The organism is Microbacterium sp. MTN4-26 (assembly GCF_042846595.1).
Taxonomy (GTDB): domain Bacteria; phylum Actinomycetota; class Actinomycetes; order Actinomycetales; family Microbacteriaceae; genus Microbacterium; species Microbacterium luteum.
Map to the genome: position 1 here is coordinate 30,378 of NZ_BTGO01000008.1, position 24,024 is coordinate 54,401.

The following is a 24,024-nucleotide window of genomic DNA, read 5'->3' on the forward strand; positions in this document are numbered from 1 at the left end:
CTGGCCGCCCGATCCGGCGCCGGCGCATTCCCCGAACCACCGATTGGCTCTCCACCCGTGTCCGCCACGCCTGACCCGACCACCGCACCCGTCGTCCCGGCCGACGTGAACGCGCTGTCCGAGAAGGTGTGGCCGCCGGACGCCCGGCGAGCCGAAGACGGCTCCCTCACCCTCGGTGGCGTTCCGGTCGCCGATCTTCGGCACCGCTTCGGCACGCCGCTGTACGTGATCGACGAGATCGCCGTGCGCAACCGCGCTCGCGAGGTGCGGGAGGCGTTCGATGCAGCCGCCGCGCGCCACGGCACGCGCGCCACGGTGTACTACGCGGGCAAGGCCTTCCTGTGCACCGAGGCGGTGCGCTGGGTGACGGCCGAGGGGCTGAACGTCGACGTCGCCACCGGCGGAGAGCTCGCCGTCGCGCTGGCGGCCGGCGCCGACCCGGCACGGCTGGGACTGCACGGCAACAACAAGTCCGAGATCGAACTCACCGGCGCCGTGACCGCGGGCGTCGGAACCGTCGTCGTCGACAGCGGGATCGAGATCGAGCGCCTCGCGTCGATCGCGGCGGGGCACGACGTCGTGCAGAACGTGGCCGTGCGCGTCAACAGCGGCGTTCACGCCGAGACGCATGAGTTCCTCGCCACCGCGCACGAGGACCAGAAGTTCGGCTTCACCCTGTCCGCCGCCGAGGCCGCCGTCGGGCGCATCCGTGAGCTGCCGTCTCTTCGGTTCACGGGGCTTCACTGCCATATCGGCTCGCAGATCTTCGGGGCCGCCGGTTTCGCGGAATCCGCCTCCCGCGTCATCGGCCTGCACGCACGACTGCTGCGCGACGGCGAGGAGCTCACCGTGAACCTCGGCGGCGGATTCGGCATCGCCTACACCGACGCCGACGAGCCCACGCCCATCGCGGAGCTCGCGGATGAGATCATCGCCGCCGTCGCCGAGCAGTGCGCCGACCGGGGCATCCCCGTCCCGCCCCTCGCCTTCGAACCGGGCCGCGCGATCGTCGGCCGCGCCGGCGTCACCCTGTACGAGGTGGGCACCGTCAAGCCTGTGGCCGTCGGTGAAGACCTCGAGCGGGTCTACGTGAGCGTCGACGGCGGCATGAGCGACAACGCCCGTCCCGCCCTGTACGGCGCCGCCTACTCCGCACGCCTCGCCTCGCGTCGCAGCGACGCCGCCCCGGCGCTCGCCCGTGTCGTCGGCAAGCATTGCGAAGCGGGGGACATCGTCGTCGACGCCGAGTGGCTGCCCGGGGATGTGACCGCCGGAGACCTGCTGGCCGTGCCCGCCACCGGCGCCTACTGCTTCTCGCTGTCGAGCACCTACAACTACGTTCCGCGCCCTCCCGTGATCGCCGTCGGCGACGGTGCAGCGCGAGTGATCGTGCGCGGCGAGACCATCGACGACCTCCTCGCCCGAGACACCGGCATGCCGGTGGCCACCACGGAAGGGAACGAATGACCGATTACCGCCGATTGAGGGTGGCGCTGCTGGGCGCCGGAGCCGTCGGATCGCAGGTCGCAGCGCTGCTGCGTCAGCACAGTGACGAGCTCGCCGACCGCGCCGGTGCACGCATCGAGCTGGTCGGGATCGCCGTGCGCGACCCCGATGCCCCGCGCGACACCGAGCTGCCCCGCGAGCTGCTGACGACCGATCCGGAGCCCCTGCTGGTCGGATCCGACATCGTCATCGAGCTGATGGGCGGCATCGAGCCGGCGCGCACGCAGCTGCTGGCCGCGATCAACGCCGGCGCAGACGTCGTCACGGCGAACAAGGCGCTGCTGGCCACCCACGGTCCCGAGCTGTTCGACGCGGCCGATCAGGTGGGAGCCTCGGTCTACTACGAAGCCGCCGCGGCGGGGGCGATCCCCATCATCCGGCCGCTGCGGGACTCCCTCGCCGGTGACCGCGTGCAGCGCATCATGGGCATCGTCAACGGCACGACGAACTACATCCTCGACCGGATGGACCGCGAGAGTGCCGACTTCGCCGACGTGCTCGCCGACGCTCAGCGGCTGGGCTACGCCGAGGCGGATCCGACCGCCGACGTCGAGGGCTACGACGCCGCACAGAAGGCCGCGATCCTCGCGAGCCTGGCCTTCCACACCGCCGTCCCGCTGGACGCCGTGCACCGCGAGGGCATCACCCACATCGACAAGCAGATGATGGATGCCGCGCGCAGCGCCGGCTTCGTGATCAAGCTGCTGGCGGTGTGCGAGCGGCTCGTCGGCGGCGCCGAGGACGGCGGTGACGCCATCTCGGTGCGCGTGTATCCGGCCCTCGTCGACCGGGAGCACCCGCTGGCGAGCGTGCACGGAGCCAACAACGCCGTCTTCGTGCAGGCCGAAGCCGCCGGGAACCTCATGTTCTACGGCGCCGGAGCCGGCGGCGTGCAGACCGCGTCCGCGGTGCTCGGCGACGTCGTCTCCGCGGCGCGGCGTCACATCGCCGGGGGCGTCGGCGTCGGCGAGTCGACGCGCGCGAACCTGCCGGTGGTGCCCATCGGTCAGATGACCACCCGCTATCAGATCACCCTCGAGGTGAACGACCAGCCCGGCGTGCTCGCCACGGTCGCGGGCCTGCTCAGCGACGGGCGCGTGTCGATCGCGACGGTCGAGCAGACGCCGGCCGGCGACGGCGACACCGGCGTGGTCCCCACCGGCGAGGCGGCGTACCGCGAGACCGGCACGGCGCGGCTGGTCATCGGCACGCACACGGCACGAGAACAAGACCTCAGCGAGACCGTCGAGCGTCTCGCCTCCAGTGGGGTCGTCGAACGCGTGGTCTCGGTGCTGCGCGTGGAAGGAGACTGAGATGGCACACGTCTGGCGCGGGGTCCTCCGCGAGTACGCCGACCGGCTCGGCGTCACCGACGCCTCGACCGTGGTCACCCTCGGCGAGGGCGGAACGCCGCTGCTGCCCGCCCCGGCGCTGTCGCGCCGCACCGGCACCGACGTCTGGGTGAAGTACGAGGGCATGAACCCGACCGGCTCCTTCAAGGACCGCGGGATGACCGTCGCGCTCTCGCGCGCCGTCGAGCACGGCGCGAAGGCCGTCATCTGCGCGTCCACGGGCAACACGTCGGCGTCCGCGGCCGCGTACGCCGCGCACGCCGGCATCACCGCGGCGGTGCTGGTGCCCGAGGGCAAGATCGCCATGGGCAAGCTCAGCCAGGCCGTTGCGCACAACGGCCGCCTCATCCAGATCCGCGGCAACTTCGACGACTGCCTCGAGATCGCGCGGGAGCTCGCCGACCACTACCCGGTGCACCTGGTCAACAGCGTCAACCCCGATCGCATCGAGGGTCAGAAGACCGCGGCCTACGAGATCGTCGAGACGCTCGGCGACGCGCCCGACTTCCACTTCATCCCCGTCGGCAACGCCGGCAACTACACCGCCTACTCCCGCGGCTACCGCGAAGAGGCCGAGAGCGGCGTCGCCACACGCGTACCGCGCATGTTCGGCTTCCAGGCGGCCGGCAGCGCGCCCCTCGTCCGCGGCGAGGTCGTGAAGAACCCCGATACGATCGCCAGCGCCATCCGCATCGGCAACCCCGCGTCGTGGGATCTCGCCCTCGAGGCGCGGGAGGCGACCGACGGCTGGTTCGGCGCGATCGACGACGACCGCATCCTCGCCGCACAGAAGCTGCTGGCGGGTGAGGTGGGCATCTTCGTCGAGCCGGCCTCGGCGATCAGCGTGGCCGGCCTGCTGGACCGTGTCGACCAGGGTGTCGTACCCGCGGGGTCGCGCGTCGTGCTCACGGTCACCGGCCACGGCCTGAAGGACCCGCAGTGGGCCCTCCGCAACGCGGACGGCACGCAGGTGGAGCCCACCGTCGTCGACGCGACCACGTCCGAGGTCGCCTCGGTGCTGGATCTCGTGCCGGAGGCCTCGGCGTGACCACACCCGACGGGTCGCGCTCCGTCGTGGTGCGCGTGCCGGCGACCAGTGCCAACCTGGGTCCCGGCTTCGACACGCTCGGCCTCGCGCTGAGCGTGTACGACGAACTCGTGGTGGACCAGCTCGACACCGACGCGATCGAGATCGAGGTCGAGGGCGAAGGCGGGGCCGATGTTCCCCGCGACGAGTCCCACCTCGTCATCCGCTCGATGCGCTACGCATACGAGGCCATGGGGCGACGGATGCCCGGCGTGCGCCTGCGGGCCCGGAACGTCATCCCGCACGGCCGGGGGATGGGATCCTCCGGCGCCGCCGTCGTCGCGGGGCTGCTGGCGGCGAAGGGCCTCCTCACCGGAGACGTCGAGATCGGCGAGAACACGCTGCTGCGCCTCGCGACCGAACTCGAGGGGCACCCCGACAACGTCGCCCCCGCGCTCTTCGGCGGCCTCACCATCGCGTGGATGGACGAGGGGGTCCCCGAGCACAAGAAGCTCCTCGTGCACCGCGGGGTCGCACCTCTCGTGCTCGTGCCGGAGTTCACGATGTCCACGAGCGTGGCCAGGAGTCTGCAGCCCCTGCAGGTGCCGCGCGAGGATGCCGTCTTCAACGTCTCGCGCTCCGCCCTCCTCATCGCCGCGCTCACGCAGAGTCCCGAACTGCTGCTGGCGGCCACCGAGGACAAGCTGCACCAGAACTATCGTGCTCAGGCGATGCCCGAGACCGATCGACTGGTGCGCGCGCTCCGCGCGGACGGCTTCGCCGCCGTCGTGTCGGGGGCCGGGCCCAGCGTGCTCGTGCTCGCCGACGGTCCGGGCCGGCGACTCGAGGCGGCGGCCCTGGCGGCCGACGCGGTCGACACCCCGTGGGATGCGCGGATGCTCGCCGTGGATTTCAAGGGTGGTACAGTGAGGAACAACGCGGAGGGTTCCACGTCATCGTGAATCTGGCCTCCGTCGCATTTCTGCGAAATCACCGCACAGCCCCCGGTACGTTGCCGGCTCTCTGAATCGGCACGCGGCACCCGATCCTTCGGGGGAAGCCGGGGACCTTCTCTGCGCGCGTGCGGTCGCGCATTCCAATCGTTCACAAGGGAGAACTCGTGGAGTCCATCTCCGAGATCCACACCGACGCCGCAGCGGCGTCAGCCGACACCTCGTCGGCATCCACCGCGTCGGCTCCGGCCGATACTGCTCCGGCTGCGGCCGAGAAGGCTGCGGCGTCAGAGACCGCGGGGGAGCAGGCCGGCGACGCGCCGGCCGAGAAGCCCGCCCGGGCACCGCGCAAGCGCACTCCGCGTCGCGCGAAGAGCACCGACGCTCCGGCCTCCGACGACTCCGCGGCTGCCGAGGCCGCCCCGGACGCAGCACCGACGCCGTCCGACGATGCGGCTCCGGCCTCGACGGAGGGCTCGCCTGCCACCGGAGACGCGGATGCCTCGTCCGACACCACGGAGAAGCCGGCCAAGAAGCCGGCACGCGCCCGCAAGGGACGCGGCAAGGCGGCGGCCTCGGCCGACGCCGAAGCGTCCGGGTCGTCCGAGGGCTCCGAGTCAACAGGCTCGCAGCCGAAGGGCGACGACGCGCAGGCCGATGACGCGGGGAAGGGCGGCTCAGCGCCCACCGAGGCAGCCCAGAAGTCCGCCGCCGCCGAGAGCGATGGCGACACGGGCGGCAAGAGCGACGCGACGACGAACGACGACGCCGGCGCCGGTCAGGGCAAGAGCGACAACGAGGGCGGGAACGGGCAGGACGGCTCGGACGGCGAGTCCTCGGGCCGCGGTCGCAGCCGGAGCCGCAACCGCAACCGGAACCGGAACGCGAACCAGGGACAGAATCAGAACTCCGGCTCGCAGAACAACGGCCAGAACGCGCAGAACGACGGCGACGACGACGGCCAGGGCTCCGGTCGTGGCCGGCAGCGCAACAAGCGCCGAGGCCAGAACGGCGGCGACGAGTTCGAGACCGAGATCAGCGAGGACGACGTCCTCATCCCGGTCGCGGGCATCCTCGATGTGCTCGACAACTACGCGTTCGTCCGCACCACCGGCTACCTCCCCGGCTCGAGCGACGTCTACGTCTCGCTCGGCCAGGTCAAGAAGTACAACCTGCGCAAGGGCGACGCCGTCGTGGGCGCCATCAAGCAGCCGCGCGAGGGCGAGCAGTCGAGCCGGCAGAAGTACAACGCGCTGGTGAAGGTCGACGCGGTCAACGGTCTGTCGGTCGACGACGCCGCCGACCGGGTCGAGTTCGGCAAGCTCACGCCGCTCTACCCGCAGGAGCGTCTGCGCCTGGAGACGGCCCCGGAGAAGCTGACCCAGCGCATCATCGACCTCGTCGCGCCCATCGGCAAGGGGCAGCGCGGCCTCATCGTCGCGCCGCCCAAGGCCGGCAAGACGATCGTGCTGCAGCAGATCGCGAACGCGATCGCGCACAACAACCCCGAGGTCCACCTCATGGTCGTGCTGGTCGACGAGCGTCCCGAAGAGGTCACCGACATGCAGCGCACGGTCAAGGGCGAGGTCATCGCCTCGACCTTCGACCGTCCCGCCGAGGACCACACCACCGTGGCCGAGCTCGCCATCGAGCGCGCGAAGCGCCTTGTCGAGCTGGGGCGCGACGTCGTCGTGCTGCTGGACTCGATCACGCGTCTCGGCCGCGCGTACAACATCTCGGCGCCGACGTCGGGCCGGGTGCTCACCGGCGGAGTGGACGCCTCGGCGCTCTACCCGCCCAAGCGCTTCTTCGGCGCGGCGCGCAACATCGAGAACGGCGGATCGCTCACGATCCTCGCGACGGCTCTCGTCGAGACCGGCTCCAAGATGGACGACGTCATCTTCGAGGAGTTCAAGGGAACCGGAAACAGCGAGCTGCGCCTGAACCGTCAGCTCGCCGACAAGCGGATCTTCCCCGCCGTCGACGTCAACGCGTCGAGCACGCGCCGCGAGGAGATGCTCCTGTCGAACGACGAGGTCAAGATCACCTGGAAGCTGCGGCGGGCCCTCGCGGGTCTGGAGCCGCAGCAGGCGCTCGAGGTCGTCCTGGGCAAGCTCAAGGAGACCCAGTCGAACGTCGAGTTCCTCGTGCAGATGCAGAAGTCGATCCCCGCACCCGCCCACGGGGGCAACGGCGCGCACGGATCCGACAACAGCATCCGCTGACCCGCGGAGGTCGGCGTGTTCGAGTCCGTCCAGGGGCTGATCGAGGAGTACCGCGACGTCGAGCGCGAGCTGTCGGATCCGGCGGTGCACGCGGATGCGGGGCGCGCGAAGCGCGTGAACCGTCGGTATGCCGAGTTGTCGCGCATCGTGCGCGCCTACGAGGCGTGGACGGCCTCGGGCGACGACCTGGAAGCCGCGCGCGAACTCGCGAGGGAGGATGATGCCTTCGCCGCGGAGGTGCCGGCCCTCGAGGAGGAGCGCGCCCGGCTGCAGGAGAAGCTGCGGCGCCTGCTGATCCCTCGCGACCCCGACGATGCCCGTGACGTGATCATGGAGATCAAGGCGGGGGAGGGCGGCGCCGAGAGTGCCCTGTTCGCCGCGGACCTGCTGCGCATGTACCTGCAGTACGCCGCGTCGAAGGGCTGGAAGACCGAGCTGCTGGAGCGGGACGAGTCCGACCTCGGTGGCTACAAGAACGTGCAGGTCGCGATCAAGGGGGCGTCTTCCGACCCGGCGCAGGGCGTGTGGGCGCACCTGAAGTACGAGGGCGGAGTGCACCGCGTGCAGCGTGTCCCGGCGACGGAGTCGCAGGGGCGCATCCACACCTCGACGACCGGCGTGCTGGTGTTCCCCGAAGTCGACGAACCCGACGAGGTCGAGATCAACCCGAACGATCTCAAGATCGACGTCTACCGATCGTCGGGCCCGGGCGGACAGTCGGTGAACACAACCGACTCGGCTGTGCGGATCACGCACGTGCCGACCGGGATCGTCGTGTCGATGCAGAACGAGAAGTCGCAGCTGCAGAACCGCGAGGCGGGGATGCGCGTGCTGCGTGCACGGCTGCTCGCCCGTCAGCAGGAGGAGCGCGATGCTCAGGCGGCCGACGCGCGCAAGTCGCAGATCCGCGGGATGGACCGTTCCGAGCGCATCCGCACCTACAACTTCCCCGAGAACCGCATCGCCGACCACCGCACGGGGTACAAGGCTTACAACCTCGACCACGTGATGGACGGTGCCCTCGAGCCGGTGATCGAATCCGCGATCACGGCCGACGAGGAGGCGCGTCTGGCCTCACTCGCCGGCGACTCCTGACTCCGCCTCGAGGCCGGATCTGCCGCCCGGGAGCCGGTTCACAACTCCTCAGGGCCCGGACCTGCCGCCCGGGTGCGGTTCACAACTCCTCAGGGTCCGGACCTGCCGCCCGGGTGCGGTTCACAACTCCTCGAATCCGGGCGTGACGGCGCCGTGCGGCGTCGCGCGCCCGGCGTGTCGGCCCGGAAGTGAGGAGTTGTGAACGCCGGGGAGACGGCACCGGAAGCGACGGAGGCTCAGATCACGTATTCGGGAGCGGTGAGGAGAGCGCGGGTGTCGACGTCGGCCGTCCTCGGGCGGGGCTTGGCGGGCACGCCCACGAGGATGCTGTCGGCCGGTGCGCTCTTGGTGACCACCGCGTTGGCCCCGACGACGCTTCCCGCGCCGATCGTGATGGGGCCGAGGATCTTCGCGCCGGCACCGACGGCGACGCCGTCTTCCAGGGTCGGATGGCGCTTGCCGCCGTTGCGCTGACGTCCACCCAGCGTGACGCCGTGGTAGAGTATGACGTCATCGCCGACCTCGGCCGTCTCGCCCACCACGACCCCCATGCCGTGGTCGATGAAGAACCGGCGTCCGATGTTCGCGCCGGGGTGGATCTCGATGCCGGTGAGCCACCGGGTCAGCTGCGATCCCGCGCGCGCGACGAAGCGGAAACGTCGCTCCCACAGGGCATGCCAGACCCGGTGGCCCCACACGGCGTGGAGTCCGGGGTACAGCAGCGCGATCTCGACCGCCGAGCGCGCGGCCGGGTCGCGCAGCTTCGCGGCGGCGAGGTCGTCGCGAACGTCGGACCACAGGCCCATCCGCTCAGTCCTCCACGAGATCGGCGTACAGCGGGGTCGACAGGTACCGCTCGCCGAACGAGGGGATGATCACGACGATGTTCTTGCCCGCCGCCTCAGGGCGTGCGGCGACCTGCAGGGCTGCCCAGATCGCGGCGCCGCTGGACATGCCCACGAGGATGCCGTCCTTCGCCGCGGTCTCGCGCGCCAGTCGCAGCGCGTCGTCGAGCTCGACGTCGATGACCTCGTCGATGACGTCGCGGTCGAGGATGGCCGGAACGAAGTTCGGGCCGATGCCCTGGATCTTGTGCGGTCCCGGGTGACCCTCGGTCAGCAGCGGCGAGTCCTTGGGCTCGACGGCGATGACCTTCGCGCCGGGAACCTTCTCCTTGAGCACCTGGCCGACGCCGGTGATGGTGCCGCCGGTGCCGATGCCTGCGACGAAGTAGTCCACCGCGCCGTCGGTGTCGCGCAGGATCTCCTCCGCCGTGGTCTTGCGGTGGATCGCCGGGTTCGCCTCGTTGGCGAACTGCTTGGCGAGGATGGCGCCGGGGGTCTTCGCCGCGACCGCCTCGGCCTCCTCGACAGCGCCCTTCATGCCCTTGGCCGGGTCGGTGAGCACGAGCTCGGCGCCGAAGGCCTTCAGCAGCATGCGGCGCTCCTTCGACATCGAGGCGGGCATCGTGAGCACCACCTTGTAGCCGCGCGCCGCGCCGACCATCGCCAGGGCGATCCCGGTGTTGCCGCTGGTGGCCTCGACGATCGTGCCGCCGGCGGTCAGGTCGCCCGAGGCCTCGGCGGCGTCGACGATGGCGACACCGAGGCGGTCCTTGACGCTGGAGGCGGGGTTGTAGAACTCGAGCTTGGCCAGGATGTTGGCCTCGGTGCCCTCGGCCACCCGGTTCAGCCGGACGAGAGGGGTGTCACCGAAGGCGGAGGTGATGTCGGAGTGGATGCCGGGCATTGCGTGCCTTTCGCTGTCGACGGGTTCGAGGGGAACAGTCCGAGCCTAGGCGAGGCGAAACCCGACGGCGCGATTATGTCGCAACCGCGCCCGCCGACGCCGCGCCGGCATCGCGCGCCCGCCTAAGCTGTACAGGTCATGCCCTCCTCCGACGCATCCGCCCCGGTGTCCGAGGCGCTCCGCCTCGCCTCCTCGCGACTGGAGCGCGCCGGTATCGTCGACGCGATCGTCGACGCGGAGCTGCTCCTCGGTCACGTGCTCGCGCTCTCTCGCGGGGGAGTGCAGGCGGCCGCGTTCCGCGGTGACGGGCTCACGAGCGCGCAGGCGGACGACTTCGCGGACCTCGTCGAACGGCGCGCGACCCGCGTTCCCCTGCAGCATCTCACCGGCATCGCCCCGTTCCGCTCCCTCGAGCTGAGTGTCGGACCCGGGGTCTTCGTGCCGCGGCCCGAGACGGAGATCGTCGCGCAGCTCGCCATCGACGCCCTCCGGGCGGCCGCCGCCCCCGAGCCCGTCGCGGTCGATCTCGGCACCGGCAGCGGCGCTCTCGCGCTCGCCATGGCGACGGAGGTGCCGCACGCCCGGGTGCACGCCGCAGAGAACTCCGTCGACGCGTTCGTGTGGGCGAAGGAGAACTTCGCGCGGTGGGGAGGCGACAACGCGCGCGTGGCGTTCATCGATCTCGCCGACGCCTTCCTTGAGCTCGACGGCACCGTGTCCGTGGTCGCCTCCAACCCGCCGTACGTGCCCGACGACGCGATCCCGCGAGACCCGGAGGTGCGCCATCACGATCCCGCCGCGGCGCTGTACGGAGGTCCCGACGGACTCGACGTCATCCGGGTGATCAGCCGGGTCGGCCTGCGGCTGGCGCACCCGGGCGGCACGATCGTCCTCGAGCACGGTGAATGGCAGGGGGAGGCGATCCGCGCCGTCTTGGAAAACGATGGCTGGCGTGCGGCCGCGACCCACCCGGACCTGACCATGCGCGACCGCACCACCACTGCCGTCCGACCCTGATCGGTGGATGCCCCCGGCCGTGGGGAGTGCGCAGGAGTTGCGCCTAGAATCATGTCGTCATGTCCTCCCTCTTCGACTGCCGGAACGAGTCCGAGCTCCTGGCCGGCATGCGCCGGGCGCGCCAGGCCATCGGCCGAGGCGATCTGATCGTCGTCCCCACCGACACCGTGTACGGCATCGCCGCCGACGCGTTCTCGGCGTCCGCCGTGCAGCGTCTTCTGGAGGCGAAGGGCCGCGGCCGGCAGTCGCCGCCGCCGGTGCTGGTCGGGGGAGTGGACACGCTCCGCGCGCTCGTGTCGGAGGTCCCGGAGGCCGTCGAACGGCTCGTGGCGGAGTTCTGGCCGGGCGGGCTGACCATCGTGCTTCCCGCGCAGCCGTCGCTGTCGTGGGACCTCGGCGACACCCACGGCACCGTGGCGGTCCGGATGCCCGATCATCGGCTCACCCTCGAGCTGCTCGAGGAGACGGGACCGCTGGCGGTCTCCAGCGCCAACCTCACCGGCAGGCCGGCCGCGGTGGCGGTGCTCGACGCCATGGCGATGCTCGGCGACAGCGTCTCGACGTACCTCGACGACGGCCCGAGCGCGACCGGGGTCGCCTCCACGATCGTCGACGCGACCTCGCTGGTCGTCGGTCCCGAGCCCGTGGTGCGCGTGCTGCGGGAGGGGGCGATCTCCCGGGAGCGTCTGCGCGACGTGCTCGGCGACCTCCTCGAGCCCGACGAGTCTCAGGTCGAGGAGGCGCCCGGACCCGTTTCCGGCGGCGACTCGTGAAGCAGTACCTGTTCACGGTCCTGCTCACCGCCGCCGTCACCCTCGCCCTGTCGTGGGCGGTGTGGCGACTCAGCCTGCGCTTCAGGCTGTACCCCGGCATCCGCGAGCGCGACGTCCACAAGACGCCCACGCCGCGCCTCGGGGGCATCGCGATGTTCCTCGGTGTCGTCACGGCGTTCCTCGTGTCGTCGCAGCATCCGTTCTTCCAGATCTTCTGGGCCGATCCGCGCCCGGTCTACGCGATCCTGGCCGCGACCGCCCTCATCGTGCTCGTGGGCGTCGCCGACGACCTGTGGGATCTCGACTGGATGATCAAGCTCGGCGCGCAGTTCGTCGCCGCCGGAATCATCGCGTGGTTCGGCGAGCTGCAGATCTATGCGCTCCCCATCGGCGGGATCTCCCTCTGGTCGGGGTGGGTGAGCTTCACCATCACCGTGTTCGCGATCGTCGTCGTCATGAACGCCGTGAACTTCATCGACGGGCTCGACGGGCTCGTGGCCGGAGTGTGCCTCATCGCCAACGGCGTGTTCTTCGCGTACTCCTACCTGCTCGTGCGCGACACCGGCGCCAGCAGCTACTTCAACCTCGCCTCGTTCATCGCGGCCGTCCTGGTGGGCGCCTGCATCGGCTTCCTCCCCCTGAATTGGAATCCCGCGAAGATGTTCATGGGCGATTCCGGCGCGCTCATGCTCGGTCTGCTGATGGCGACCTCGGCGATCGCGATCACGGGACAGCTGGATCCGGCGATCATCGGCGACAACGACGTGTTCGGCCGCTCGCAGCTGCTCGGTGCATTCATCCCGATCCTGCTGCCGATCGTCGTGGTGATCCTGCCTCTGCTCGATTTCGGCCTGGCGGTGATCCGCCGCATGGGGGCGGGCAAGAGCCCGTTCTCTCCCGATCGCAAGCACCTCCATCACCGCATGCTCGACATGGGTCACAGCGATCGCGACGCCGTCCTGATCTTCTACGCGTGGACGGCGGTCGTGAGCCTCGCCTTCCTCCTGATGTACATCGGCACCGCGCAGGAGTGGCCGGGAGACTACCTGCTCGGCGTCGTGTTCGGCGCCGTCGGCGTCGTCGCGTGCCTCGTCGTCACCCTCCTGCCCTCCCGTCGCTCCGCCATCAGCCCGAAGGAAGCCGTATGAGCCCTCATCCCGTCTCGAGCACTCCGATCCTGCGCACGGCGCTGGTGTGGTCCGGAGCCGTCACCGCCGTTCTGGCGATCGCAGCCGCCGTGATCGGCTTCCTGGTGGCCGGAACCGAAGGCCTCTGGAGCGGGCTGGCCGGTGTGCTGATCGCCGCGGTCTTCCTCGGCATCACCGCCGCGAGCATCCTCATCGCCAACCGGTGGTACGGCGACCCGCTCTACGTGCCGGTCTTCTTCGGCATCGTGCTCGGCGGATGGCTCCTCAAGCTCGTCCTGTTCATCGTGGCGCTGCTCGTGCTGCGCGATCAGGCATGGGTCGCGCCCGCGGTGTTCTTCGTCGCTCTCGTCGTGAGCGTCATGGCCTCTCTCGCCGTCGACGTCGTGGTTCTCCTGAAGATGCGCATCCCGCACGTGAGCGACGTGTCGTTGCCGGGTGCGGACGACCGCGGCGGGCCCGATTCGGACGCGGACTCGGGGGCGCCCCGAGTTTGATAGTGTTGTTCCGCGCCCGCGCTCTCTTCGTGAGTAGCTCGCGGATGACTCTCACCGACCATCGTCGCTACGGTACCCACCGTCGCCCCGAAGCTGGAGCCAGCGCTGATCACTCAAGCTGCGACACTGATCGCCACCGCCACCGCCACGTCCACTGACGACGAATTCCACCCGCCGTCGATCGCGGACTTCTTCCCTCCGGCGATCTTCTTCGAGGGCACCGCCTTCGAGATCACCCGCATCAACCTGGCGCAGTTCCTCGCGACCGCCGTCCTGGTGATCCTGTTCCTCGTCGGAACCCGGCGGCTGAAGCTCGTCCCCGGCCGCTTCCAGAGCGTCATCGAGATGGCGCTGGACTTCGTCCGCGTCAACATCGCCGAGGACCTACTGGGCAAGAAGGACGGCCAGCGCTTCCTGCCGATCCTCACGACGATGTTCTTCATGATCCTGTTCATGAACCTGACGGGCATCATCCCCGGCATCAACATCGCCGGCACGAGCGTCATCGCCGTTCCGCTCCTGCTCGCCGTCATCGCCTACGTGACCTTCATCTACGCCGGCATCCGCAAGAGCCCGGGCAACTTCTTCAAGAACTCCCTCATGCCCTCCGGCGTGCCGTGGCCGCTGTACATCATCATCATCCCGCTCGAGTTCCTCTCGACGTTCATCATCCGCCCGGTCACGCTCACCCTGCGTCTGCTGATGAACATGATCGTCGGGCACCTGATGCTGGTGCTGTTCTTCTCCGCCACGCAGTACTTCGTCTTCACCCTCGGAGGCCTGTGGACCGTGCTCGGCGCGGGCACGCTCGCCTTCGGCTTCGTCTTCACCCTGTTCGAACTCCTGGTGGCTTTCCTCCAGGCGTACGTCTTCACCATCCTCACCGCGGTCTACATCCAGCTCGCGGTTGCGGAAGAGCACTGAGCGGGCCGGCACACGCCGTCCCACCCAACCGAAAGGAAACACCCCCGTGGACGCAACTACGGTTCTCGCCCAGGTGACGGGCTCCATCGCGAGCGTCGGTTACGGCCTGGCCGCCATCGGTCCCGCCATCGGCGTGGGCATCGTCGTCGGCAAGACCATCGAGGGCGTGGCTCGTCAGCCCGAGCTCGCCGGTCGCCTGCAGGTCCTGATGTTCATCGGTATCGCCTTCACCGAGGCGCTCGCCTTCATCGGTATCGCCACCGGCTTCATCTTCGGCTTCTAAGCAGACCCCGCACACGTAAGGAGACAGGATGCAAGAGCTTCTTGTCACACTCGCCGCGGAAGAAGGCGAGACGCCGAGCCCGCTGATCCCCGCGATCTACGACATCACCTGGTCGGCGGTGTGCTTCGTCGTCATCCTCTTCATCTTCTGGCGCGTCGTGCTGCCGCGGATGAACAAGCTGCTCGACGAGCGCTCGACCGCGATCGAGGGCAACATCGCCAAGGCCGACGAGGCGCAGCGCAAGGCCGAGGCCGCGCTGCAGGAGTACACCGCTGCACTCGCCGACGCCCGCAAGGAAGCCGGTGAGATCCGCGACGCCGCCCGTGAGGACGGCAAGAAGATCGTCGCCGAGGCGAAGGACTCCGCAGCGAGCGAGGCGGCGCGCATCACCGCGTCGGCGCACTCGCAGATCGAGGCGGAGCGCCAGGCGGCGCTCGTGTCGCTGCGCGGAGAGGTCGGCACGCTCGCGCTCGATCTCGCCGGTGGCGTGATCGGAGAGACGCTGTCCGACGACGCGAAGGCTCAGGCCGTCGTCGACCGCTTCCTCGCCGACCTCGAGGCCGAGAAGGCGGCGCAGTAATGGGCAGCGCGACCACTCAGGCGCTCGCGGGCACCACCGCGGCGCTCGGCTCCGCGTCCGGCGTCGACATCGACGTCGCGCGCGAGCTGTTCGCCGCGGCTCGGTCGGTCGGTGACACCTCCGCACTGAGCGGCGCGCTGGCCGACTCTGCAGCGGCACCGGCCGCGCGGGCGAAGGTCGTCGCCGACGTGTTCGGCGCGGCGCTCCGCCCGGTCTCGGTGTCGCTGCTGACCGCAGCGGTCTCCGAGCGCTGGTCGTCGGCCTCCGACATGGTCGACGGGCTCGAAGAGCTCGCAATCCGTGCCGCAGCCGTCGCAGAGCCGGCCGCGCCGGTCGAAGACGAGCTCTTCCGCTTCACGCGGACGGTGGCGGAGAACCCGGAGCTCGAACTGGCGCTCGGCAGCCGACTCGGCGACGCATCCGCCAAGGGTGCCCTCGTCGACACGCTGCTGACCGGACGCTCGAGCGAGGCAGCACGGCTGATCGTCTCCTCGCTCGTGCAGCAGCCGCGGGAGCGCCGCGTGCGACAGCTCGTGGCCAACGCGATGCGCGTGGTCGCCGACCAGCGCGGCCGCACGGTCGCGACGGTCTCCTCGGCCGCGCCGCTCAGCGACGCCCAGGTCCAGCGCCTGTCGGCGACGCTGTCGAAGCGGTACGGCACCGAGGTCGCGATCAACACCGTCGTGGACCCCGCGGTCATCGGCGGCGTGCGGGTGCAGATCGCGAACGACGTCATCGACGCCAGCGTGTCCACGCGCCTGGCCGAACTCCGGCAGCGACTGGCCGGCTAACAGACTTCCCGCCGCAAGGCGGAGGCTTCGGGCCACGGCCCCACACAGAAGTAGTGAGTACAAAGGGAAGACAATGGCAGAACTCTCTATCAGCCCCGACGTCATCCGTGACGCGCTGAAGGACTTCGTCGCCGCCTACGAGCCCACCGGGGCCGCGGCGACGGAGGTCGGCACCGTCGTGGACGCCGCGGACGGCATCGCCCACGTCGAGGGCCTGCCCGGCGTCATGGCCAACGAACTGGTCGTGTTCGAGGACGGCACGCAGGGTCTCGCCCTGAACCTCGACGAGCACGAGATCGGTGTCGTCGTGCTCGGCGACTTCGCCGGCATCGAAGCCGGCCAGCAGGTCACGCGCACCGGCGAGGTGCTCTCGGTGCCCGTCGGCGACGGCTACCTCGGCCGCGTGGTCGACCCGCTCGGCAACGCGATCGACGGACTCGGCGACATCGCCTCGATCGGGCGCCGCGCGCTCGAGCTGCAGGCTCCCGGCGTCATGCAGCGCAAGAGCGTGCACGAGCCGATGCAGACCGGCATCAAGGCGATCGACGCGATGATCCCGATCGGCCGCGGCCAGCGCCAGCTGATCATCGGCGACCGCCAGACCGGCAAGACGGCCATCGCGATCGACACGATCATCAACCAGAAGGCCAACTGGGAGTCGGGCGACCCGACCAAGCAGGTGCGCTGCATCTACGTCGCCATCGGCCAGAAGGGCTCGACCATCGCTTCGGTGAAGGGCGCTCTCGAAGACGCCGGTGCGATGGAGTACACCACCATCGTCGCCGCACCCGCGTCGGACCCCGCCGGCTTCAAGTACCTCGCTCCGTACACCGGCTCGGCCATCGGTCAGCACTGGATGTACGACGGCAAGCACGTCCTCATCATCTTCGACGACCTGTCGAAGCAGGCCGAGGCGTACCGCGCCGTGTCGCTGCTGCTGCGGCGTCCGCCGGGTCGTGAGGCCTACCCGGGTGACGTGTTCTACCTGCACTCGCGTCTGCTGGAGCGCTGCGCGAAGCTGTCGGACGAGCTCGGCGCCGGTTCGATGACCGGTCTGCCGATCATCGAGACGAAGGCCAACGACGTCTCGGCCTACATCCCGACGAACGTCATCTCGATCACCGACGGTCAGATCTTCCTGCAGTCCGACCTGTTCAACGCGAACCAGCGCCCCGCCGTCGACGTCGGCATCTCGGTGTCGCGCGTCGGTGGCGATGCCCAGGTGAAGTCGATCAAGAAGGTCTCGGGAACGCTCAAGCTCGAGCTCGCCCAGTACCGTTCGCTCGAAGCGTTCGCGATGTTCGCGAGCGACCTCGACGCCGCGTCGCGCCGCCAGCTGGCTCGCGGTGCCCGCCTCACCGAGCTGCTGAAGCAGCCCCAGTACTCGCCGTACCCGGTGGAGGAGCAGGTCGTGTCGATCTGGGCCGGCACCAACGGCAAGCTCGACACCATCGAAGTCGAGGACGTGCTGTCCTTCGAGCGCGAGCTGCTGGACTACCTGCGTCGCAACACCTCGGTGCTCGACGACCTGCGCGAGAAGAACGTGCTCACCGACGAGATCCTCAGCGAGCTCGAGGCGAAGACCGACGCGTTCGTGCTGGAGTTCCAGGCCGGCAAGGGCCAGGCCATCAACCAGCCCGGCCACGAAGAGGTCTCCGCCGCCGCGGCCGAGGACGTCAACCAGGAGAAGATCGTCAAGGGTCGCCGCTAAGGCGCTCCGGGACAGGAACCATGGGCGCACAACTGCGGGTCTACAAGCAGAAGATCAACTCTGCTCAGACCACCAAGAAGATCACGAAGGCGATGGAACTCATCGCGGCATCGCGCATCCAGAAGGCGATGGGGCGTGTGCGCGCCTCCTCGCCCTTCGCGCGGGCCGTGACGCGGGCCGTCTCCGCCGTGGCCACGCACTCGAACGTCGATCACCCGCTGACCGTGGAGCGCGACGTCATCCGCCGCTCCGCCGTGGTGATCTTCGCCTCGGACCGGGGACTGGCGGGCGCGTTCAACTCGCAGATCCTCCGCGAGGGTCTGCGGCTGGCCGAGCTCCTGCGTTCGGAAGGACGCGAGCCGGTGTTCTATCTCATCGGCCGCAAGGCCGTGGGGTATTTCCAGTTCCGCCGCATGGACAGCGCGGCGCAGTGGACGGGTGACACCGACACGCCGCACTTCCACACCGCCGAGGAGATCGCGGCGACGCTTCTGGATGCATACGACCGCGGCGGCGAAGACGGCGGAGTGGACGAGATCCACCTCGTGTACAACCGTTTCGTCAGCATGATGACGCAGTCGCCCGAGACCGTGCGCCTGCTGCCACTCGAGGTCGTCGAGGCCGAGGAGAGCACCGACTCGCAGGTATATCCGCTCTACGAGTTCGAGCCCGACGCCGAGACGGTTCTCGACGCTCTGCTGCCGGTGTACATCCAGAGCCGCGTGTTCAACGCCCTCCTGCAGTCGTCGGCGGCCAAGCACGCTGCGACGCAGAAGGCGATGAAGTCCGCGAGCGACAACGCCGACAAGCTGATCACCGATTACACGCGACTGCGCAACAACGCACGCCAGGCCGAGATCACCCAGCAGATCGCCGAGATCGTCGGCGGCGCCGACGCCCTCGCGTCGGGCAAGTGACCGGCACGGCGCAACAGACCATCACGAAAGAGAAGAAGCCATGAGCCTCACCGCTGAGAAGACGGACGTGCAGGTCGTCGGGCGTGTCGCCCGGGTGACCGGACCCGTCGTCGACATCGAGTTCCCGCACGACGCGATCCCCGACATCTACAACGCGCTGAAGACGACGATCACCATCGGCGAGGAGTCGACCGAGATCACTCTCGAGGTCGCGCAGCACCTCGGCGACGACCTGGTGCGTGCGATCGCCCTGAAGCCGACGGACGGCATCGTCCGCGGCCAGGAGGTGCGCGACACCGGAGACCAGATCACCGTGCCCGTCGGCGACGTGACCAAGGGTCGCGTGTTCGACGTCACGGGAGAGATCCTCAACGCCGAGCCGGGCGAGCAGGTCGAGATCACGGAGCGCTGGGGCATCCACCGCCAGGCGCCCAGCTTCGACCAGCTCGAGTCGAAGACCACGATGTTCGAGACGGGCATCAAGGTCATCGACCTGCTGACCCCGTACGTGCAGGGTGGAAAGATCGGCCTCTTCGGCGGTGCCGGCGTCGGCAAGACCGTCCTCATCCAGGAGATGATCCAGCGCGTCGCTCAGGACCACGGTGGTGTGTCGGTGTTCGCCGGTGTCGGCGAGCGCACGCGTGAGGGCAACGACCTCATCGGCGAGATGGACGAGGCCGGCGTCTTCGACAAGACCGCCCTTGTCTTCGGTCAGATGGACGAGCCGCCGGGGACGCGACTTCGCGTCGCGCTGTCTGCCCTGACGATGGCGGAGTACTTCCGCGACGTGCAGAAGCAGGACGTGCTGCTGTTCATCGACAACATCTTCCGCTTCACGCAGGCGGGTTCCGAGGTGTCGACGCTGCTGGGTCGCATGCCCTCGGCCGTGGGCTACCAGCCGAACCTCGCCGACGAGATGGGTGTGCTCCAGGAGCGCATCACGTCCACGCGCGGCCACTCGATCACCTCGCTGCAGGCGATCTACGTTCCCGCCGACGACTACACCGACCCGGCGCCGGCGACGACCTTCGCGCACCTCGACGCGACGACCGAGCTCTCGCGTGAGATCGCGTCGAAGGGTCTGTACCCCGCGGTCGACCCGCTGACCTCGAGCAGCCGGATCCTCGACCCGCGCTACATCGGCGAGGACCACTACCGCGTGGCCACGGCGGTGAAGCAGATCCTGCAGAAGAACAAGGAACTGCAGGAGATCATCGCCATCCTCGGTGTCGACGAGCTCTCCGAAGAGGACAAGATCGTCGTGTCGCGTGCGCGTCGCATCCAGCAGTTCCTGTCGCAGAACACCTACATGGCGAAGAAGTTCACCGGCGTGGAGGGTTCGACCGTTCCGATCAAGGAGACGATCGAGTCGTTCGACGCGATCGTGAAGGGCGACTTCGACCACGTGGCCGAGCAGGCGTTCTTCAACGTCGGCGGCATCTCCGACGTCGAAGAGAACTGGGCCCGCATCCAGAAGGAGAACGGCTGATCATGCTCGTACTGAGCGACTGGAGGGAGTCGACGTGCCGCTGAAAGTGAGTCTCGTCTCCGCCGACGCCGAGGTCTGGACGGGGGAGGCCTCGCTCGTCGTCGCCAAGACCGTCGAGGGCGAGATCGGCTTCATGCCCGGTCACGAGCCGGTGCTGGCGATCCTCGCGGAAGGCCAGGTGCGCATCACCGAGACCTCCGGCCAGAAGGTCGTCGCCAACGCGCAAGACGGTTTCCTGTCGATGGCCGGCGACGAGCTCACGATCGTGGCCGGCAACGCCGCCGTCGTGGCCTGACGACACACACGCAGTCCGAGAGGGCGCGAGCATCCGGGGTATCCGGAGCTCGTGCCCTCTCGCCTTCCCCGGAGAGATACGTGCTCGTTCTGCTGCCCCCGTCCGAGACCAAACGACGCGGGGGAGAAGGCCCGCCGCTCGCCCTGGATCGCCTCGCCCATCCGACCCTCACCACCCTCCGGTCCCGCGTGGTCGATGCGCTCGTCGACCTCAGCGGCGACGAGGAGGAGAGCGCTCGCACGCTCAGGCTCGGGAAGACGCAGCTCGCCGACATCGGGCTGAACGCCGTCGCGCGCGTCTCTCCGACGATGGCGGCCGTCGACCGCTACACCGGGGTGCTCTTCGACGCGCTCGACGCACGTGGCCTGGACGATGACTCACGCGCATGGCTGGCCGCGCACGTGCAGATCCACTCCGCACCGTTCGGTCCGGTCGGCGCCATGGATGGCATTCCGGCGTACCGCATGTCGGCGGCGGTCACGCTGCCGACGCTCGGATCGCCGAAGCGGCTGTGGTCTGGCGCGGTGTCGGATGCGCTGGCCGAAGCGGCGCCGGACTTCGTCCTGGATCTGCGCTCCGAAGCCTATGTGGCGCTCGGCCCCGTTCCGGGAAACCTGCCCTCGTCGTACGTGCGGGTGGTCGCATCGGGGCCGGACGGCACTGTGCGGGCGCTGAACCACTTCAACAAGCACGCCAAGGGTGAGCTCGTCCGCCGCTTGGCGACGTCGGCGGCGACCATAGCCGGGTCCGACGACCTGCTCTCGTGGGCGGCCGCCAGCGACGTCGATCTCCGCCGCGGCGAGGGCGGTGACCTGCTGCTGTTCTCCGATTGAGCGTCAGGTGACCAAGCCCCCGGCAACGAACGTTCACGAGAAAGTCTGGGAGGTTCCTGACAGAACGCGTCCGCTCTCGATACCATGTCTCACGACCCGCCGCACGGCGGGCCGAATCTGGGAGAGGTACCCGTGGAAACGTTCAGTAGCGTCGACTACTCCTACAGCGGCAGCGATGTCGCGTTCTTCTTCATCTTCGCCGTGTTCTGGTTCATCTTCGCCATCGCCGGCTACGTCCTGACCGCGTTCTTCTTCATGAAGATCTTCGACAAGGCGGGCGTGCAGGGCAAGTGGCGGGCGTGGGTGCCGATCTACAACACGCTGATCTTCGTCAAGCTCGGCGACCTGAATCCCTGGTGGCTCCTCGGCCTGTGGGGCGCGAGCATCGTGCTGGGCTGGATCCCGGTGATCGGATGGCTCTTCCCGCTCGCCGCGGGCGTCTACACCGTGCTCGCCGCATGGCGGGTGGGGCTCAAGCTCCAGAAGGAAGTCGTCTGGATCATCCTCTACATCTTCCTGGCCATCGTCTGGCTGGGCATCAACGCCTTCGACCGGTCGCGCTGGAACACCGCGATCCCTGCGGCCCCGTGGGCTGGGAACTTCCTCGCCGACAAGACGACCTGGTCCGGCATTCCGTCGCAGGTTCCCGCGGCGGGCTACCCGGCCAACCCGGTCACGCAGCCGGGGTACCCCGCGGGCTACCAGCCCCCGGCCGGGTACCAGCCGCCGCCCGCACCCGGCGCTCAGCCGCCGGCCCCGCCGGCCTCCACGCAGCCGCCGGCGCCGACCCAGCCGCCGGCTCCGACGCAGCCGCCGGCCCCGCCGACCCAGCCGCCGTCGACCGAGCCGCCGGCAGCACCGGAGCCGCCGAAGCAGTCCTGACGCGAGCGACGTGCCCCTCACCACCGAGTGGGGGGCACGTCGTCGCGTGGCGCCGGGACCTGCGAGCGACGCTAGCGTGGAGGCCATGAGTTCATCGGTTCCCCTCCGTCGCGTCGGCACGTCCGGCCTCCTCGTCTCCGCCGTCGGCCTCGGGTGCAACAACTTCGGTCGCCCGGGCACGAAGACGGAGACCATCGAGGGCACACGGGCGGTGATCGACGCGGCGGTCGACGCCGGGGTGACCTTCCTCGACACGGCCGACATGTACGGCGGCGAGCCGGGCTTGTCGGAATCGCTCATGGGCGAGGCCCTCCGCGGCCGACGCGACGAGGTGACCATCGCCACCAAGTTCGGGCACTTCGGTCGCGACATGGGATATCCGCCCGCGGGTGCGAAGGCCTCGCGCTCCTACATCCGCAGGGCCGTCGAGGGGTCCCTCTCGCGCCTGCAGACCGATCACATCGACCTGTATCAGCTGCACACCCCCGATCCCCACACGCCCATCGAAGAGACCCTTGATGTGCTGACGGACCTCGTGCGCGAGGGGAAGGTGCGCTACCTCGGGCATTCGAACCTCGCGGGCTGGCAGATCGCGGAAGCCGATTTCATCGCCGCGACCTCCCATCGCGTGCCTTTCGTGTCGGCTCAGAACCACTACAGCCTGCTCGCGCGAGCGGCCGAGCGCGAGGTCCTTCCGGCCGTTCGCCGATTCGGGCTCGGACTCCTTCCGTACTTCCCCCTGCACAACGGACTCCTCACCGGGAAGTTCACGCGCTCCCACGCCCCGGAGGACACGCGGATCTCTCGCCAGCGCTCCCACGTGTGGGAGCAGGCCCCGTGGGACGCGCTGGAGCAGTTCTCCGCCTTCTGCGGCGATCGCGGCATCACGATGCTGCAGGCGACGATCGGATGGCTGCTCTCGCACGACGAGCTCTCCAGCGTGATCGCCGGCGCCACCAGCGGTGACCAGGTGCGGGCGAACGCCGACGCGGCCACCGCCTGGACGCCCGACGTCCACGAGGTCGCGGAGATCGACGCCCTGTTCCCGCTGCCCGAGGATCCCGGCGCCAAGGTCTGACGCGCCGAGCCGAGCCGGGAGGCGGCCGGGGCCACGTCCATTAGGCTGTGAGCACGCGGCAGCACCTCGGTGCTGCCGACAAGACCGTTCGAGGGAGAGTCAGGGCGTGCCCGACGTATCGACCCACACGCGTTCCGTCGCAACGGCGGCGGGAACGTGGTCGTTGGCGTGGGCGGCGACCACCCACACGGGCCGCCGACGAGAGATCAATCAGGATGCGGTGCTCGCCTCGTATCCGCTCTTCGTCGTCGCCGACGGAATGGGTGGCCACATCGGCGGCGAGATCGCCAGCTCCCGCACCGTGGAGCGGCTCTCGGGCACGGTGGAGGGCGGCTCGGTCACTCCTCGCACGATCGAGAAGGCGCTGGCCAAGGCGGTCCGCGACATCGCATCGCATCCCAAGGCCACCGACGAGGGCACCGGGACGACGGTGACGGGTGTCTATCTGGATGTCTCCGGCGACGAACCGCACTGGGTGACGCTCAACATCGGCGACAGCCGCGTGTACCTCCTGCGCGACGGTGCACTCGCGCAGATCACGACGGATCACTCCGTCGTGCAGGAGCTGATCTCCTCCGGTCGCCTGAGCCCCGAGGAAGCGGAGAATCATCCCTACGGGAACGTGATCACCCGCGCCGTGGGCCCGAGCGACGGCGTGACACCGGACTACGTGCGGCTCGAGCTCGTCGACGGCGATCGATTCGTGATCTGTTCCGACGGGCTCACCAAGGAGCTCACCGACTACGGCATCCAGCACTTCCTGGGGGAGAACGCCGACCCGGCTGCCGCCGTCGACGCGATGCTCGACGCGGCGCTCGAGAACGGCGGACGCGACAACATCACGATCATCGTGCTCGATGTCGCGGCCGAAGATCCCTCCCCGGCGCAGCACTGACCCCCTC

At 69.3% G+C, this 24,024-nt stretch carries 25 protein-coding genes; 22 read left to right on the forward strand and 3 right to left on the reverse strand.

Features of this window, described 5'->3' with window-relative positions; genetic code table 11:
* Positions 1–57: 57 nt before the first annotated feature.
* From lysA to prfA, 6 genes are all read left to right on the forward strand, one after another.
* The gene (gene lysA / locus ACGG9C_RS08430; RefSeq protein WP_390178531.1) at positions 58–1,467 is read left to right on the forward strand and encodes a diaminopimelate decarboxylase; all 1,410 of its coding nucleotides are present in this window, start codon (positions 58–60) and stop codon (positions 1,465–1,467) included.
* Positions 1,464–2,819: a homoserine dehydrogenase gene (locus ACGG9C_RS08435; protein WP_390178532.1), complete on the forward strand. Its 1,356-nt coding sequence runs from the start codon at positions 1,464–1,466 to the stop codon at positions 2,817–2,819. Before lysA ends, ACGG9C_RS08435 begins: the two co-directional genes overlap by 4 nt.
* Position 2,820: 1 nt before the next feature.
* Complete coding sequence (gene thrC, locus ACGG9C_RS08440; protein WP_390178533.1) at positions 2,821–3,906, forward strand: threonine synthase; 1,086 nt, start codon at positions 2,821–2,823, stop codon at positions 3,904–3,906.
* On the forward strand, positions 3,903–4,847 hold the full coding sequence (thrB, locus tag ACGG9C_RS08445; protein ID WP_286794392.1) for a homoserine kinase: 945 nt from the start codon (positions 3,903–3,905) through the stop codon (positions 4,845–4,847). The genes thrC and thrB overlap by 4 nt, the downstream gene beginning before the upstream one ends.
* A 158-nt stretch (positions 4,848–5,005) precedes the next feature.
* Positions 5,006–7,063 carry a transcription termination factor Rho gene (rho, locus tag ACGG9C_RS08450; protein WP_390178534.1) on the forward strand — a complete coding sequence of 686 codons (2,058 nt, stop codon included), beginning with the start codon at positions 5,006–5,008 and terminating at the stop codon, positions 7,061–7,063.
* A gap of 15 nt (positions 7,064–7,078) precedes the next feature.
* Positions 7,079–8,158: a peptide chain release factor 1 gene (prfA, locus tag ACGG9C_RS08455; protein ID WP_390178535.1), complete on the forward strand. Its 1,080-nt coding sequence runs from the start codon at positions 7,079–7,081 to the stop codon at positions 8,156–8,158.
* 236 nt (positions 8,159–8,394) lie between these two features.
* Here prfA and epsC read toward each other — a convergent pair whose 3' ends face one another.
* Together epsC and cysK are read right to left on the reverse strand one after the other, a co-directional pair.
* A complete protein-coding gene (gene epsC / locus ACGG9C_RS08460; protein WP_390178536.1) occupies positions 8,395–8,964 on the reverse strand; it encodes a serine O-acetyltransferase EpsC in 570 nt (189 codons plus the stop codon).
* Between the two features lie 4 nt (positions 8,965–8,968).
* A complete protein-coding gene (cysK, locus tag ACGG9C_RS08465) occupies positions 8,969–9,907 on the reverse strand; it encodes a cysteine synthase A (protein WP_194383437.1) in 939 nt (312 codons plus the stop codon).
* Between the two features lie 138 nt (positions 9,908–10,045).
* Here cysK and prmC point away from each other — a divergent pair, with 138 nt between their 5' ends.
* Genes prmC through ACGG9C_RS08485 form a run of 4 tightly spaced genes read left to right on the forward strand, consistent with a single transcriptional unit; the run spans position 10,046 to position 13,339 of the window.
* Positions 10,046–10,924 carry a peptide chain release factor N(5)-glutamine methyltransferase gene (prmC, locus tag ACGG9C_RS08470; RefSeq protein ID WP_390178537.1) on the forward strand — a complete coding sequence of 293 codons (879 nt, stop codon included), beginning with the start codon at positions 10,046–10,048 and terminating at the stop codon, positions 10,922–10,924.
* A gap of 59 nt (positions 10,925–10,983) precedes the next feature.
* Complete coding sequence (locus ACGG9C_RS08475; RefSeq protein WP_194383435.1) at positions 10,984–11,697, forward strand: L-threonylcarbamoyladenylate synthase; 714 nt, start codon at positions 10,984–10,986, stop codon at positions 11,695–11,697.
* Entirely contained in the window at positions 11,694–12,845 is a 1,152-nt protein-coding gene (locus ACGG9C_RS08480; RefSeq protein ID WP_390178538.1) for an MraY family glycosyltransferase, read from the forward strand. The genes ACGG9C_RS08475 and ACGG9C_RS08480 overlap by 4 nt, the downstream gene beginning before the upstream one ends.
* Positions 12,842–13,339 carry a hypothetical protein gene (locus ACGG9C_RS08485; RefSeq protein WP_194383433.1) on the forward strand — a complete coding sequence of 166 codons (498 nt, stop codon included), beginning with the start codon at positions 12,842–12,844 and terminating at the stop codon, positions 13,337–13,339. The genes ACGG9C_RS08480 and ACGG9C_RS08485 overlap by 4 nt, the downstream gene beginning before the upstream one ends.
* 113 nt (positions 13,340–13,452) lie before the next feature.
* Here the strand turns inward: ACGG9C_RS08485 and ACGG9C_RS08490 are convergent, their stop codons facing one another.
* Positions 13,453–13,575, reverse strand: a complete 123-nt coding sequence (locus ACGG9C_RS08490; protein ID WP_390178539.1) for a hypothetical protein — start codon at positions 13,573–13,575, stop codon at positions 13,453–13,455.
* Between ACGG9C_RS08490 and atpB the strand changes: the two genes are divergently transcribed.
* From atpB to ACGG9C_RS08550, 12 genes are all read left to right on the forward strand, one after another.
* Positions 13,520–14,263, forward strand: a complete 744-nt coding sequence (gene atpB / locus ACGG9C_RS08495) for a F0F1 ATP synthase subunit A (protein WP_286932245.1) — start codon at positions 13,520–13,522, stop codon at positions 14,261–14,263. The genes ACGG9C_RS08490 and atpB overlap by 56 nt on opposite strands.
* A gap of 46 nt (positions 14,264–14,309) precedes the next feature.
* Positions 14,310–14,546, forward strand: coding sequence for a F0F1 ATP synthase subunit C (atpE, locus tag ACGG9C_RS08500; protein ID WP_071045310.1), 237 nt, complete (start codon positions 14,310–14,312; stop codon positions 14,544–14,546).
* A gap of 28 nt (positions 14,547–14,574) precedes the next feature.
* Complete coding sequence (locus tag ACGG9C_RS08505; RefSeq protein ID WP_194383432.1) at positions 14,575–15,126, forward strand: F0F1 ATP synthase subunit B; 552 nt, start codon at positions 14,575–14,577, stop codon at positions 15,124–15,126.
* A complete protein-coding gene (locus ACGG9C_RS08510) occupies positions 15,126–15,917 on the forward strand; it encodes a F0F1 ATP synthase subunit delta (RefSeq protein WP_390178540.1) in 792 nt (263 codons plus the stop codon). The genes ACGG9C_RS08505 and ACGG9C_RS08510 overlap by 1 nt, the downstream gene beginning before the upstream one ends.
* Before the next feature lie 73 nt (positions 15,918–15,990).
* Entirely contained in the window at positions 15,991–17,628 is a 1,638-nt protein-coding gene (gene atpA / locus ACGG9C_RS08515) for a F0F1 ATP synthase subunit alpha (RefSeq protein ID WP_071045307.1), read from the forward strand.
* Between the two features lie 20 nt (positions 17,629–17,648).
* A complete protein-coding gene (locus ACGG9C_RS08520; protein WP_071045306.1) occupies positions 17,649–18,545 on the forward strand; it encodes a F0F1 ATP synthase subunit gamma in 897 nt (298 codons plus the stop codon).
* 40 nt (positions 18,546–18,585) lie between these two features.
* Positions 18,586–20,034 (forward strand): F0F1 ATP synthase subunit beta, encoded by a 1,449-nt coding sequence (gene atpD / locus ACGG9C_RS08525; RefSeq protein WP_071045305.1) that lies wholly within the window; start codon positions 18,586–18,588, stop codon positions 20,032–20,034.
* Between the two features lie 34 nt (positions 20,035–20,068).
* On the forward strand, positions 20,069–20,329 hold the full coding sequence (locus ACGG9C_RS08530; RefSeq protein WP_071045304.1) for a F0F1 ATP synthase subunit epsilon: 261 nt from the start codon (positions 20,069–20,071) through the stop codon (positions 20,327–20,329).
* A gap of 80 nt (positions 20,330–20,409) precedes the next feature.
* Complete coding sequence (locus ACGG9C_RS08535) at positions 20,410–21,162, forward strand: YaaA family protein (protein WP_390178541.1); 753 nt, start codon at positions 20,410–20,412, stop codon at positions 21,160–21,162.
* A gap of 132 nt (positions 21,163–21,294) precedes the next feature.
* Complete coding sequence (locus tag ACGG9C_RS08540; protein ID WP_071045302.1) at positions 21,295–22,044, forward strand: DUF5684 domain-containing protein; 750 nt, start codon at positions 21,295–21,297, stop codon at positions 22,042–22,044.
* Between the two features lie 85 nt (positions 22,045–22,129).
* Positions 22,130–23,122, forward strand: coding sequence for an aldo/keto reductase (locus ACGG9C_RS08545; RefSeq protein WP_390178542.1), 993 nt, complete (start codon positions 22,130–22,132; stop codon positions 23,120–23,122).
* A 106-nt stretch (positions 23,123–23,228) separates the two neighbouring features.
* Complete coding sequence (locus ACGG9C_RS08550; protein WP_071045300.1) at positions 23,229–24,017, forward strand: PP2C family serine/threonine-protein phosphatase; 789 nt, start codon at positions 23,229–23,231, stop codon at positions 24,015–24,017.
* Positions 24,018–24,024: the final 7 nt, after the last annotated feature.